10 protein-coding genes are annotated in these 14,873 nt (G+C 42.5%); 5 read left to right on the top strand and 5 right to left on the bottom strand.

From position 1 onward, the window contains the following. Positions 1-14 precede the first annotated feature (14 nt). Both ACVW2L_RS19655 and ACVW2L_RS19650 read left to right on the top strand, forming a co-directional pair. Complete coding sequence (locus ACVW2L_RS19655; protein ID WP_457129654.1) at positions 15-1,544, top strand: TlpA family protein disulfide reductase; 1,530 nt, start codon at positions 15-17, stop codon at positions 1,542-1,544. A 156-nt stretch (positions 1,545-1,700) separates the two neighbouring features. After that, on the top strand, positions 1,701-2,393 hold the full coding sequence (locus ACVW2L_RS19650) for a LytR/AlgR family response regulator transcription factor (protein ID WP_457129653.1): 693 nt from the start codon (positions 1,701-1,703) through the stop codon (positions 2,391-2,393). A 23-nt stretch (positions 2,394-2,416) separates the two neighbouring features. Here ACVW2L_RS19650 and ACVW2L_RS19645 read toward each other — a convergent pair whose 3' ends face one another. Together ACVW2L_RS19645 and ACVW2L_RS19640 are read right to left on the bottom strand one after the other, a co-directional pair. After that, a complete protein-coding gene (locus ACVW2L_RS19645; RefSeq protein WP_457130217.1) occupies positions 2,417-3,598 on the bottom strand; it encodes an asparagine synthetase B in 1,182 nt (393 codons plus the stop codon). Positions 3,599-3,838: 240 nt separating this feature from the next. After that, a complete protein-coding gene (locus tag ACVW2L_RS19640; protein WP_457129652.1) occupies positions 3,839-4,450 on the bottom strand; it encodes a porin family protein in 612 nt (203 codons plus the stop codon). A gap of 142 nt (positions 4,451-4,592) precedes the next feature. Between ACVW2L_RS19640 and ACVW2L_RS19635 the strand changes: the two genes are divergently transcribed. Both ACVW2L_RS19635 and ACVW2L_RS19630 read left to right on the top strand, forming a co-directional pair. Continuing rightward, entirely contained in the window at positions 4,593-7,889 is a 3,297-nt protein-coding gene (locus ACVW2L_RS19635) for a leucine--tRNA ligase (protein WP_457129651.1), read from the top strand. Between the two features lie 459 nt (positions 7,890-8,348). Then, entirely contained in the window at positions 8,349-9,056 is a 708-nt protein-coding gene (locus ACVW2L_RS19630; protein WP_457129650.1) for a prolyl oligopeptidase family serine peptidase, read from the top strand. 33 nt (positions 9,057-9,089) lie between these two features. On the opposite strand, the gene ACVW2L_RS19625 is transcribed toward ACVW2L_RS19630, so the two are convergent. Beyond that, positions 9,090-9,482 (bottom strand): hypothetical protein, encoded by a 393-nt coding sequence (locus ACVW2L_RS19625; protein WP_457129649.1) that lies wholly within the window; start codon positions 9,480-9,482, stop codon positions 9,090-9,092. A gap of 201 nt (positions 9,483-9,683) precedes the next feature. Between ACVW2L_RS19625 and ACVW2L_RS19620 the strand changes: the two genes are divergently transcribed. After that, entirely contained in the window at positions 9,684-11,201 is a 1,518-nt protein-coding gene (locus ACVW2L_RS19620; protein ID WP_457129648.1) for a choice-of-anchor I family protein, read from the top strand. An 89-nt stretch (positions 11,202-11,290) separates the two neighbouring features. Here the strand turns inward: ACVW2L_RS19620 and ACVW2L_RS19615 are convergent, their stop codons facing one another. Together ACVW2L_RS19615 and ACVW2L_RS19610 are read right to left on the bottom strand one after the other, a co-directional pair. Further along, positions 11,291-12,061 (bottom strand): GLPGLI family protein, encoded by a 771-nt coding sequence (locus ACVW2L_RS19615; RefSeq protein WP_457129647.1) that lies wholly within the window; start codon positions 12,059-12,061, stop codon positions 11,291-11,293. A 4-nt stretch (positions 12,062-12,065) separates the two neighbouring features. Then, positions 12,066-14,858 carry a TonB-dependent receptor gene (locus ACVW2L_RS19610; protein ID WP_457129646.1) on the bottom strand — a complete coding sequence of 931 codons (2,793 nt, stop codon included), beginning with the start codon at positions 14,856-14,858 and terminating at the stop codon, positions 12,066-12,068. Positions 14,859-14,873: the final 15 nt, after the last annotated feature.

Here is a 14,873-nt window from a genome sequence, read left to right as displayed (position 1 = left end):
TAAATTAAATCATCATGAAAAAATTATTACTTACCTTATCACTGCTTACGCTTGTAAAAATTAGCATTGCGCAGCTTCAAATTACAGGCACTATTAAAAATGCAAAAGTGCAGGATGCCATTGAAATTAATTTCTCGCGCGATGGCAACTACTGGCCAAACAACTCGGTTCATTTAAAACCGAACAAAGCAGGCAATTTTCAATTCCGTAGTTCAGAACGCACCGCGAAATTTGCAATATTAGTGTATAAAGAAATTCAGCAATATATATTGCTTAGCCCTAACCGGCCTTTGCATGTCAATATAAACACCCAATCACCCAATCCGTTCAGCTTTAGCGGGCACGCTAAACCGGAAAATAATTTAATAGTTAAGCTGCATTTAAGTAATGTAAGCGATCTCCCGTTTATAAAAGAGTTAAAGGCAAAAAATTCATACGCAACCTGGTCTGTTGATTCTGTGATTCAGATAAAACTCCCCCAAGTTATGCATAGTCTTGACAGTAGTTTAAATTATGTGAATAGATCAGCTGTTCCGCCGGCATTTAAATCGCTAATTGCAGCCGAAGTAAAATACCAGTACGCCCATGCCGTAGCTGATAAGATAGGGGCATATGTAAATAACCGGAAAAACCGGAAAGATTTCCATCTGCGTTTTATTGATTCAACGTTTAAGTTGTTCAAAGCGCCTGCTAAAAATGAACGTGACCGGGGTTTATACGCAAATATCTATCTGGACAATTATGCGCAGTTTAAAGCGTGGCAGGCTTTTTACCCATATACTGTTAACCCTGATAAGCAGTTAGCCAAACAGGCGCTTAAAACTAACTCAGGGATAGATTTTGACGAGTTAATGGAAAATGTAAACGCGAGCGGTGAAAAATATGCCTTTAACCTGGCTGTTAAAAATATTATGCCGCAATATGCCTGGGAGAAACAACTAAGCAATTTGATGTTCAATTTTTCCATGTCGGGACAGCTGCAATTAGCTGACAGGTTGTTGCATTTCATGAAAAACAACTGTACCGACAAGGGGTATATTGCTGCTGCCGAACAGCTATTTTTGCCACTAAAAAAAGCAAGAGACCAGTATGCCCATAATCTGAATATCAGGATACGGCCGGATTATAAAACGGCAAACTCATTAGCTAACGTTTTGCAGCCCTACAAAGGCAAAGTTGTGTTAATTGATATGTGGTTTACGCAATGCCCACCCTGTATTGCGGAACTTAAATATACTCCGGCTTTAAAAGAGCGTTTTAAAAATGACGATGTAGTGTTCTTGAATATTGCCAGAGAGTCTGATAAAGACGATGAGGTATGGCGGGATTTTATTTTTATAAATAATATGACGGGCGAACATATCCGTAAAACAGATAACGAGATAAAGACCCTATGGAATGAGTTGGGCATACCCGATAAGGACCAGGCTTATCCACGCTATTTTATTATTGACAAAAACGGCAACATTGCCGACAACAATGCCAAAAGACCAAGTGATGGCGAAGCGCTTTACAAGGATCTGGAAGCGGCTTTGATTAAATAATTTTATACATTTAACGATACAAGTTAATTAAAACATTATAAGTAATCTGTCATTTCCACATGGTACAAGGAGAGATCTATACACACGCTAAGCAGCCGGATTGGCCGTGTATAGATCTCTCACTACTGTTCGAGATAACAGCGAAAACAATACATTATGCTAACCGCAATAGCCATAGACGATGAACCATTAGCTTTAGAAGTAGTGCGATCGCACGCTGATAAGGTGCCGTTTATTGATTTAAAGGCCAGCTTTGCTGATGCTTTTAAGGCGATGGCGTATTTGCAGCAAGAGCCTGTAGACCTGCTGTTATTAGACATAAAAATGCCCGATATAAGCGGCATGGAGCTAATGCGCTGTCTTAATAAAAAGCCAATGGTAATTTTCACTACTGCTTATTCTGAACACGCTGTTGAGAGTTTTGAGTTAGACGCTGTGGATTATCTGCTTAAACCATTTTCGCTGGCGCGGTTTACCAAAGCCTGCAATAAAGCCAATGAGCTGTTTTTGCTGCGCGAGACTGTGAACGATAAAAAGAATTACCTGTTTGTTAAAACGGGCTACGAGCAGGTACGTGTAAATTTTGACGAGATCTGTTACCTGGAGGCTACTGGCAATTATGTCAATTTTGTTTTAACAAGCAGCACAGTACTTTCCCGTATGACAATAACCGAAGCCGAGGCGCTGCTTCCTGCCGGAAGGTTTATCCGCATCCATCGCTCATTTATAGCGGCTCACAATAAAATTGAAAAGATAGAGCGGCACCAGATCATTGTAAATGGTGCAGTGCTGCCTGTAGGGAGCTCATATACGCAGGCTATGGATCTGGTAGTAAGCCGTATTAAGTAATAATTGCGCAGGAAAGTAGCATATCACGTCTTCTGTTTCTTCTTCTTAGCCGCAGGGAATAGCACGTTATTTAATATCAACCGGTAACCTGCCGAGGCGGGGTGCAGGTTCAGGTCAGTTGGTGGATCGCTTACGGCATGTTGATAATCTTCCGGGTCGTGGCCGCTATAAAAGGTCCATTGCCCTTTGCCATATTCGCCATGAATATAGCGCACCTCGTTGGCCGTCTTCATTTCGCCCATAATAGTAACGCCGGGCTTTAGCACGTTTTTGTTAAAGGCAGTTGTAAGCCCCTTAAACCCTTTAATAACTTTATCATGGTTTTGGGTAAGCATACTTGGTACCACATCCCACTTGGCCGAAAAATCAAACAGTGTAAAATAATCTTCCGGTCGTTCAACCGTACGGGTTGCGTTAACATCAATATTGCTGAACGTGTGCGAGTAAGGGTCGGTATCTAACCTGAAATTCTGAAAAGCAAAGGTCTGCGTAAAATCCAATTTAGATTGCGCGTCGGGGTCGGCACGGTCACCATCAAACATGGCTTCACATATATCAGTATTAGCAGCTGCAAGCGCAATATCAAAGGTTTCGGCACCTGCGCACATAGCAAACAAAAACCCACCTCCGGAGCAAAAATCGCGGATATGCTCTGCTACCGCCAGCTTCATTTTTGATACTTTTTTAAAGCCCAGCTTTTTAGCCATGGCCTCCTGCGCCCTTTGGTCTTCAACATACCAGCTGGCATTGCTGTAATTGGTGTAAAATTTACTGTACTGGCCGGTAAAATCTTCATGGTGCATGTGCAGCCAGTCGTACTTGGGCAGTTCGCCGCCTATAACTTCCTCGTCATAAACAACAACAAAAGGTATTTCGGCATACTTAAGTACAAGGGTAACGGCATCGTCCCAGGGCATTTTACTTTTAGGGGAGTATACGGCTATTTTTGGCGCTTTTTCCAGCTTTACAAGGTCCATATTAACAGAAGGATCGCTCACTTCGGTTATAATAGCGCTGGCTTGCGCGTCGCCTATTAACTCATAGCTAATGCCACGTATTTTGCATTCGGTTTCTATGGTACTGGTATGCTGCGCCATAAAACTACCACCGCGGTAGTTAAGCAACCAGTTAACCTCGCCGCCGTTCTTCAGCATCCAGAAAGCTATACCGTATGATTTAAGGTGATTCTTTTGCGTGTCGTCCATCGGTATTAATATAGACGATGCCTTGCTCAACAATGGCAGCAACGCACAGCATACTAACAATAATAACTTAACACCTACCCTCATATCCAAATTAACGAATAAATTTCGATGCTATTGTAATAACAGGCCTTGTTTATGATAACGTTACTTTCGGCCTGCAAACGCATAAACCTGCACTACCTATAATAAAAAACGGCAGTTCGGTTAACCAAAACTGCCGTCGCCATAATTCAATTTGCTTTAAAAATTTAGCCCAACGTTGAAACTGCTCCTTGTGCTGTGGATAGTTGAACCGGAATTGTTTTTAAAAAGATCTGCCACACCTCCCTGCCCATCATATTCAATATAAAACTTTGTTTTTTCTGAAATTGGAAGCTTTACACCTATACCTAAAGCTAAACCACCGTCGACAGAATTGAAAGCTTCTTTTATCGAACCGGAGTATTTTGACGTTTTGGCATCTAATAAGAAACCGGCATACGGACCAAAGTCAAGATACCAATTTCTGGTTTTACCAAAATGCCAGTTAGCCATAACAGGCACTGTTAAGTAATTTAAAGAAAAGTCAACGTCCGAATAAGTTGTTGTAGGTGTGGTCAAAAAGCCTCCGCCCCAACCTTTTTGATCATAAATTGCTTTTACCTTTAGGCTCCACCTGTCAGAAAAATAATTGTCGGCAGATAAGGCAACATTGAAGCCTGATTTTGATTTGGTACTTTCGTTATTGACCGTGCTAACCGACGCGCCGTTGTAACCAACGCCTATACCAAATTCAACGCCTTTTGATTGTTGTGCAAGGGCCAGGGTGCATAAACCCATCACTGCAAAAAGTGTGGTAAAAAGTTTTTTCATAAATTGTGATAATAAGATATGGCTGCAAAATTAGCAGAATTTGGTGTTTGGTCAAGTAAATCATAATTTCAGTATCCCAATTAAACTACCATACTAATAGAGATTTTCTTAATTTCGCGGTTAAACCGGTAGAATTCAACCAATGGATTATCAATTTAAAGATATAGAGCAAAAGTGGCAGCAGTTTTGGGCCGACAACGGCACATTTAAAGCTGAAAATAACAGCGAAAAGCCCAAGTATTACGTATTGGACATGTTTCCGTACCCATCAGGAGCGGGCCTGCATGTGGGGCACCCACTGGGTTATATTGCTTCAGATATTTTTTCAAGATATAAACGCTTACGCGGCTTTAACGTTTTGCACCCCATGGGCTATGATTCGTTTGGTTTACCCGCCGAACAGTACGCTATACAAACCGGGCAGCATCCTGCCGTAACTACTGAGGCTAATATTGCTACTTACCGCCGCCAGCTGGACCAGATCGGCTTTTCGTATGATTGGAGTAGAGAGGTGCGCACAAGCTCGCCCGACTATTACAAATGGACACAGTGGATCTTTATGCAGCTGTTTAACAGCTGGTATAATAAAGCTGCCAACAAAGCAGAGGCTATTGATACCCTGGTTGCTTATTTTGAGCAAAACGGATCGGCTGGTGTTAATGCCGTTTGTGATGATGAAGTATTAAGCTTTACCGCTGATGAATGGAAAGCTTTTGATAGTCACTCAAAACAAGAAGAGCTTTTAAAATATCGCCTTACCTACCTGCGCGAAAGCACCGTAAACTGGTGCGCTGCCTTGGGTACCGTTTTAGCCAATGATGAGGTTAAAGACGGATTTAGCGAGCGTGGTGGCTACCCCGTTGAACAAAAGAAAATGATGCAGTGGAGCATGCGCATTACCGCCTATGCTGATAGATTATTGCAAGGCTTAGACACCATTGACTGGCCCGAACCTCTTAAAGAAATGCAGCGCAACTGGATCGGTAAGAGTATTGGTGCTTCAGTTAAATTTCCGATTGAGGGTCTGGAATCAAGAGTGAAGAGTCAGGATTCTATTGAGGTTTTTACCACTCGTGTTGATACCATTTTTGGCGTTACTTTTTTGGTGATAGCGCCTGAGCATGAGTTGGTGGCAGAGTTAACTACGCCTGAGCAAAAGGCCGGAATTGATGCTTACATTACCCAAACAAAAAAGAAATCTGAACTGGACCGTATGGCAGATGCCAAAACGGTATCGGGTGCGTTTACGGGTAGCTACGTGCTTAATCCGCTAAATGGTGATCGTGTGCCTATTTATATTGCAGATTATGTTTTAGCGGGATACGGTACCGGCGCAGTAATGGCCGTACCAAGCGGTGATCAGCGCGATTACCTTTTTGCCAAGCATTTTAGTTTGCCTATCATTCCAATACTGGATTCGCAAAATATTGTTGATGAAGCCGACCCCACTAAAGAGGGCAAATACATTAATTCTGATTTTATAAATGGCTTAACCTATAAAGAAGCCACGGCCGCAACCGTTGCTAAACTGGAAGAGTTGGGAGCCGGCCGGGCCAAGGTAAATTTCAGGATGCGCGATGCCATATTTGGCCGTCAGCGTTACTGGGGCGAGCCTGTTCCTGTTTATTTTAAGGATGGATTGCCGCAATTGATTGAAGAAAGCGAATTGCCTCTACTGTTACCAGAAATTGATAAATATCTGCCAACAGAAAGCGGCGAACCACCATTGGCAAGGGCTGAGGGATGGAGTTACAAGCCGGAATCAGCCCCCTCTAAATCTCCCCCGGTAGGGGAGACTTCGCCACCGCACAAAGCCGGTAGTTATCGCGAAACAGCTGACCCGGTTTACTATGAGCAATTAAAAGATTTTAGTCGATCAAATCGCAGCGACCCAACTCAAGCTGAAAGTATTCTTTGGCAGTTGTTAAGAAAAGAGCAAACTGGCTATAAATTAAGAAGACAACACGCCATTGATCAGTTTATTGCCGACTTCGTTTCTCTTGAAAAGGGATTAGTAGTGGAATTGGATGGGCATCATCACAAACTAAATAAAGAAGCCGACGATGATCGGACTGCGATATTGAATCACTTTGGATTTGAAGTAATAAGGTTTGATAATGAGGAAGTATTGCGCAACCCACAGCGAGTTTTTGACCAAATCAAAAACAAACTGGATACATTGCCAGAAAGAGACAAATCTCATTTCACTAAAGAATCGAAAGTCTCCCATACCGGGGGAGATTTAGAGGGGGCTGAATATGCTTATGAATTAAGCACCATGCCGGGTTGGGCAGGCAGTAGCTGGTACTGGTACCGCTACATGGATGCGCATAATAACAGTGAGTTTGCATCAGAACAAGCAATTGAATATTGGAAAGACGTCGACCTGTACATAGGTGGCAGCGAGCACGCTACCGGGCACTTACTCTACAGCCGTTTTTGGAATAAGTTTTTAAAGGATATTGGCAAAGTTGGCGAAGAAGAGCCTTTTAAAAAGCTGATCAACCAAGGCATGATACAGGGACGCAGTAACTTTGTTTATCGTTTGGTAGACGAAGAAGGGCGGGGAACCAACACTTTCGTATCGCACGGATTGATCAAGGATTATAACACCTCTCCTATTCACGTTGATGTTAATATTGTTGAGAATGACACTTTGAACCTTGATAAATTCAAAGCGTGGCGTGACGACTTTGCAAATGCCCAATTTATATTAGAGGGAGGTAAATACATTTGCGGTGTTGAAGTGGAAAAAATGTCAAAATCCAAATTCAATGTTGTTAACCCGGACGATCTGATTGCCCGTTATGGTGCCGATACCCTGCGTATGTACGAGATGTTTTTAGGTCCGCTGGAGCAGAGCAAACCATGGAACACCAATGGCATTGAAGGAGTATTTAAGTTCCTGCGCAAATTCTGGCGCTTGTTCCACAACGATGCCTGGGAGTTCGGCGTATCAGATACTGAATCAACCAAAGCAGAGTTAAAATCATTACATAAGATCATCCGTAAGGTTGAAGAAGATGTAGAGCGTTTCTCGTTCAACACATCGGTTTCCAGCTTCATGATAGCTGTAAACGAGTTAACCGATTTAAAATGCAACAAACGCGCAATTTTGCAGGATCTGGTTATTGTGCTGTCGCCTTACGCGCCGCATATTTGCGAGGAGTTGTGGATCCAATTAGGCAACGCTGCCGGAACGTTGTCATATGCCGCATATCCTAAGTTTAACCCTGCTTATTTGGTAGAGGATGATTTTGCTTATCCTATTTCCATCAACGGAAAAACAAAAATGAATTTGAGCATACCACTAAGCATGGAGCCAAAAGATGTTGAAGCTTTTGTATTATCGAATGCTGATGTGCAACGTTATCTTGATGGCAAACAGCCTAAAAAGGTGATCGTTGTAAAAGGGCGCATTGTTAATATGGTGGTTTAGTTAATCACCGCTTCCAATAAAGTTAGTACCGCACCTTACAACAATTTGGTGCGGTATTTTTATCTTTAGTCACACCAATTAAAATACTTTAAAAATTGTGATCCGACTAAGAGATATTATAGCCGCTATAACTGTCCTTCTGCTTGATGCGCCCCTACTGTTCGCCCAAGTTCCAACCTATCCGCCGACAGAGCAGGTTGCAAAGAATTTTAAGGCATTACTGCAACGCCCCTTGGTTGACGCTAAACCTTTGTTTACGGTTACGGCGACAGATAGCATGCAGACCGAGAAAGGCAGCATCTATACTGAAGCGACCGAGAAGATGCCCGTTATGATTTATAAACCCGTTATAAAAGGGCAAACCAAATTTCCGGTGGTTATTTTTCTGCATGGCACCGGTGGTAATAAAGATGCCGGAGAGGTTAAGGCTGTGTTAGTACCTTTGTTAAACGCGGCATTATGGCTGTATCTATTGATGCACGTTTCCATGGCGATAGGGTACCCGGTGGCGCGCACCGTAGTCAGGAATATGCTGACGCGGTTTATCAGGCCTGGAAAACCAATGACGCTACACACCACGGCTACCCTTTTTTGTACGACACCTCTTACGACCTGCTTCGACTAATTGATTACCTGGTAACCCGCCCAGATGTTAACGCCGACCGGATCGGCATGGGAGGTATATCAATGGGGGGTATAGAAACTTATATGGCCGCAGCTGTTGATCCACGTATAAAAGTTCTTGTGGTAGGTATTGCGGCGCAAAGCTTTAAATGGATCTTGGATAATAACCAATGGCAAGGCCGCGCCGGCACCATAAGCGATGCGCATAAAAAAGCGGCTAAGGATTTGGGCGACACCGACCTGAATACAGCCAATGTTAAAGCCGTTTGGGAAAAGATATTGCCGGGTGTTACCGGCGAGTTTGACTGCCCATCGCTACTTCGCCTTATTGCTCCGCGCCCGCTGTTGATACTAAGCAAAGATAAAGATCCCAATAATCCGTATGGCGGGGCACAAATAGCGTTTATGGCCGCAACGGATGCCTACAAACTGAAAGACGCGACGGGCAATCTGAACATTGTTGTGCAGCCCAATTTGGGGCATGTATTTAATGCAGAAGATAACTGGCTCAGCGTTGAGTGGTTCTACAGGTGGCTGCATTAAAAGAGCCCCTTATCGGGGCTCTCAAAATAATATTTACGATCTTGGTGTTACACCCGGCGATACCGGATTTGGCGTTACCGGCATAGGTGACGGCGTTGGTGTTACACCCGGTGTTACCGGATTTGGCGTTACGGGCATGGGTGACGGCGTTGGCGTTACACCCGGTGTTACCGGATTTGGTGTTACTCCCGGCATAGGAGTTGGCGTTGGCACTGTATTGGGGTAAGGTACAGGGTTAGGGGTAACCTGCGGCGGCAATGGATTTACCTGCCCTGGTGCAGGCTTTTTAACAGCGCCGGGTATGGTATCTGCTGCCACACCAACATAACCTGTGTTTAATCTTACTACTGGTTTAGCGGTTATCGCGCCAGCTCCAAGCATGGCCGATATTGCTATTACACTTGCTATTGCACCTATCTTTTTCATTTTATTTCCTTTCGTTTAAATATTTTAACTTAATATTTAACGCCTTGCCGCCGTATTGGTTTTCACAATTCTTTGAATTAACGCTTTTTTAACAGATCGTTAATATTTCAAGAGACATATTAACGAATGCTTAACAGTCTAACTGAAATGTTTTAACATAAGCGGAATAGTTTTGCGATTCATTTAAAAACCAACTTAAAAATGAAAAACTATTTACTTGCACTTATTGTGGCTGCAAGCTTATTTGGCTGTAAAAAAGCAGCTCAAGAGCCTCAGCCCGAACCTGAATTTTTTGTTAACGAGGACCCGGCCACTTTTGCGGAGATCGGCTCAATTGATATTGGAGATGTAGGGGCTGCCGAGATATCGGCATTTGACCCTTTGACCAAGCGCTTATTTGTAGTTAACAATGGAACAGTCAACAAAATTGATGTGATAGATTTTAGCAACCCCGGTGCTATGACGGTTATTAAATCCATCAGCATGGCGCCATATGGCGGCGCGGTTAACAGCGTTGCCGTATTTGATGGCAAATTGGCGGCCGCTATTGAGTCTGTAGATAAACAGGCAAATGGCAAAGTAGCAATTTTTAAAACAGATGACTACAGCGAGGTTAAAGTTATTACAGTCGGCGCTTTGCCAGACATGATAACCTATTCAAACGATGGTAAATTTATAATCACTGCTAACGAGGGTGAGCCAAATGATACGTACACAAACGATCCTGTTGGCACGGTGTCTATTATTTCTGTAAGCGATAACTATGCGGTTACTACGCTTGATTTTTCGGGATTTGAAGGACAAAAAGCTGCGTTGGTAGCAAAGGGTTTCCGCATTTTTGGCCCGGGTTTGAATTTTGCTAAAGACATTGAACCGGAATATGTAACTGTATCTGACGATTCAAAAACAGCCTGGGTAACTCTTCAGGAAAACAATGCAATAGCTAAGATCAACCTTACCACCAAAACTATTACCGACATCTTTCCATTAGGCTTTAAAGATTATAACGCAGCGGGCAATGAAATAGACCCAAGCGACAAAAATACGGGCACGCCACTTGCCAGCTGGCCGGTTAAAGGCATATATATGCCAGACGGTATTGCGGTAAGCGAACTTAACGGCGTTCCTTACCTGTTTACTGCTAATGAAGGCGACGCGCGCGAATATTCTGCATTTGTTGAAGTGGCACGTGTTAAAGATATTACCCTTGATCCAACTGTATTTCCCAACAGAACCGATCTGAGAAAAGATGAGCAATTAGGCAGACTAAATATCACAAAAACACTGGGTGATATTGATGGAGATGGCGATTATGATGCATTGTATTCGTTAGGTTCGCGCTCTTTCAGCGTATGGAACGGTAATACCGGCACACAAGTTTTTGATAGCAAAAACGAACTTGACGTTAAAACCATTGCAGCAAGTGTTTATGACGACGCCCGTAGCGATGACAAATCTGTTGAACCAGAGGGCATTGCAATTGGGAAAATAGGTAATAAAAAAGTTGCCTTTGTTGGCATGGAGCGTGCTGACGCCGTTGCCGTATACGATATTACCGACCCTACAAAACCTGTTTATTTACAATTGCTTAAATGCGGAGACGCGCCCGAAGGCGTAATGATAATACCTGCTAAGAACAGCCCTACCAAAAAGAGCTTATTGGTTGTAAGCAGCGAGAATGATGGAGTGATAAAGGTATACACGCCTAAAACGCTGTAATAGTCAGCATTCAATTATCATAATAACAAAAGCGCCCCGTATATTCAAACGGGGCGCTTTCTGCTTATATAGTTTAGGTTGATGTGGGGTTATAACAAAAAGGCTTTATAATACAATGGCCGGTAACCTGGGCTCACCTCCTTCATAAAACCCTCAAGTGCCGCGCGGTAGGTTTTATTGTTTACGGCTTTCCCTTTTTTGGGTGCAATTATTTGATTTTGCGGCACAGCAGCGTCTGTAACCTTGGTTGCGGTCCAGATCACGTTTTCGTGCGGCAGGGCCGCCATTAGTATCATCCCCGGCAAACCACTAAACAACTCAGGCCCGCCAGATACGGGTATCTTTTCGGCATAAAAAGCTACAACATAAATAGAGTCTAAAATTAAGGCGTTCGCCCGGCGGCAGGTATAACCGGCTATCTCCCGCGTTTCATCGGTAATCTTCCAATCAATTTTGCGTGTACTGTCTGTCAATAGCATTTTATCGCCATATATTTCTTTTTCAGAAACGGCCATTTTTTTATCTAAATCACTATAAACCGTATTAATTTGTTCGGTAATAAGAAGGTTTACACTCTGCGTATTAGTTTCGGGCACAATAGGTGTAAACAGGGTTTTATTTTCGCCAAACTTTAAAGTGCTTTTAAGCACCCGGAACTGGGGCATTTTTTTAACCTGCTCATAAGCCGGTTTCATATAATACTCGTTTTCTTTAGTTATTAAACGTGGCATTATTGCGTAAATATTTGAGCTTTTATCGTACTCTACGGTACCCGATGTAGTGAACCGTGCGTTCTGCGCGTAGCAAAAGTTAACCGATGCAATCGCAATTAAGATGATGCTTTTTATAAATGTTTTCATTGTGTTATTTTTTTGGAGCCGCGCCCATTTTTGAAAAATCCCAGGTTACAGAAAGCATAAAATACCTTCTAATGGTGGTATAAGAGTTTTGTGTGATCCTTGATCCCTGTGCGCTTCTGTTAAAACCATTATTTTGATTTAAAACGTCGTTTAACGTAGCCGTTAGTTTTAGGCTTTTATCTTTTTTAAGTAGCGTTTTATTTATAGTGGCGTTCCATATAAACCTGGAGTTACTTTCATTAAACGTCTGCGTTTTACCGGTGTAATTGTAACTCATGTCAGATGTGATCTGGAAGTCGGCGGGCAGGTACCAACCCAGGTAAGCGTTGCCATAAATGCTATAGCCGTTATTATTTATGTTTTGCTGTAAAGATGTTTTACTGATATTATAGCTTGGCCCGCCGTATAAATAAATATCATATTTCTTAGCTTCGTATTTACTAAAGCTTAAGTAAGGCGAAAACGATGAGGTGTTTGTTGTATTCAGCACGTTATTAACCATATTGTAACTTACGTTTTTACTAATGCTGCTACCTAACGTAACACTTATGCCCATTAGCTTGCGGCTTGCCTCGGCCGTTAAGCTGTAATTGTATGGCGTTTGGTCAATATTAACGGCTTGTATAATGCTTTTACCATTTACGTCTGTCGTGTTGTTACTCACTATCTGGCTTGTAATGAATGAATAGTTACCCGAAATATAAAACTGCTGCCCGCTTAAAGCCTTATAACTGGTATAATATGCGTTGAAATTGTTTCTAAACGAAGGCTTCAGATCAGGGTTACCCACAACCTGGTTCAATGGATCATTGTTGTTACGTATCGGCTGTAGTTGCGACAATGAAGGCTGTGTTGTAGATCCATTATAACCTAATCTGAAACTTGATTGTGTTCCAAGGCGGTATTGATAAGTCATTTGCGGCATCCAGTTAATAAAGTGGCGTTCATATTTATTAGCAGTCAACTCGTTTATTTGTTTATACTGGACATCGGTTGCCCGCGTACCAAAGTTCACCGTGGTTTTTCCTTTAACATAGTTAAGGATAGCACCACCTTGATGAGCCAATTGGTTTAGCGTAAACTCATTAGTAAGGCCTAAATCCAGTTGATCGTATTGGCCACTGCCCGATTTATTAAATGTACGCTGATCAGACTTGGCATCAGTTATACTTAAACCATAGTTAACTACTAACGACAGGAACTTTGTAAATGGCTCTGAGTAGGTAAAATTTGTGTTGAAAATATTGCTGTTACTTGTGGCTGGTTTATATTGATCCACTTTCTCGTTGCTCTTAAGCGCGCCGGTAACAGGATCATACGTATCTAAATTGGTATATAAATTTCCGTTTTGCGTACTTTTATCAATAGCGTTGCTAAACAATATAGACAGTGTACGACCCTTCTTTTTCAGCTTTTTTGTGTAAAACGCGCTCGCGTTCATTAATTTCTGATCAGTCTCGTTGATGTTGGTACGGGTTTGACTATTTAACAACTTATCGGTCCCCTTGTAGCCGATATCTGTATAGGTTACATCCAGGTAATCTGTTTCTTGTTTTGAGTGTTTCAAGGTTCCGTCAACTATTAATTTTAACGTAGCCGAGGTATCAATTGTTAACAGATAGGTAGCATCCAACTTTTGCCTGAAAGCTGAGCGGTTAAACTTCTGATCTGAGCTTGTGTTGTTTACGCGGTCGGGAAGATTGTTTTGGGTTAAAGTATTTGCGGTACCGTTTACATCAACCTGTCCGATTTTATAATTGGTATTAAAGCTGTTTTTGTCTTTAGGACCCCATTTATTGTCATAATGGGCTCCGCCCGAAATTGCTGTTGGGATACCCCGGCCATCATAATTCAGATCATTTCCGCCGCCTGATATCATTATACCGCCGCCATCCATTACAGTAACATTGCCGCCGTCGCCAAACTTTTGCGCATCGTCTGATCCTAAACTTGTTTTACCTGTATTGGCCGCGATTCCGTAAACAGCAATTTTTTCTTTACCCTGAAACTTGTTAAAGCCAATTTGCCCCGTATAAAAATCGTTGTTACCTATGCCGCCATATAGCTTACCAAAATAACCGTTCTTTTTGTCCTCCCTTAATACAACGTTCATAGTACGTGTTTTCTGCCCGTCATCAATGCCTGTAAATGCGGCCTGGTCGCTTTTCTTATCGTACATCTGCACCTCCTTTACCATGTCAGCCCGTATGTTTTTGGTAACTAATGTTGGGTCATCGCCAAAAAACTCTTCGCCATCTACCAAAAACTTGCTTACGGTTTGTCCGTTGGCGGTTACCTTGCCATCCTTATCTACCTGTATACCCGGAAACTGCTTTATCAGATCCTCTACCTTGGCGTTGGGCTGCACTACATAAGCCGATGCATTAAATACAGTAGTATCTCCTTTTATTTTTATGGCAGTTGGGGTGGCCTTTATAACAATGTCCTGCAATATTTTTGATTTGAGCAGCATGTTAATTTTTCCAAAATCGCGCGTTGGGGTAGCCGCGTTTAATGTAAAGGAGTCAGAATAATCTGCATACTCCGGGTAGGTAATCAGGATCAGGTACTTACCTTCCGGCAAGTTGTTGACCGCAAATTTACCATCCTGATCTGCCCTTGTAAACTTAACCATTATGGAGTCCTTGGCTCGCAAAACCAGCGCTGTGGCATTGTGCAGCTTGCTTGCTGAAGCTGTGTCGGCTACGCTGCCTTTTACTGAAAATGCATTTTGGGCCTTTGAAGAAAAAGAGAGCAGCAGTAGGGAAGAAAAAATTGTGTAAAGTATAAATCTCATATTAGGTTGTTGGTT

Source organism: Mucilaginibacter sp. HD30, assembly GCF_054061755.1.
This window is presented reverse-complemented; position numbering and strand designations above follow the sequence as displayed.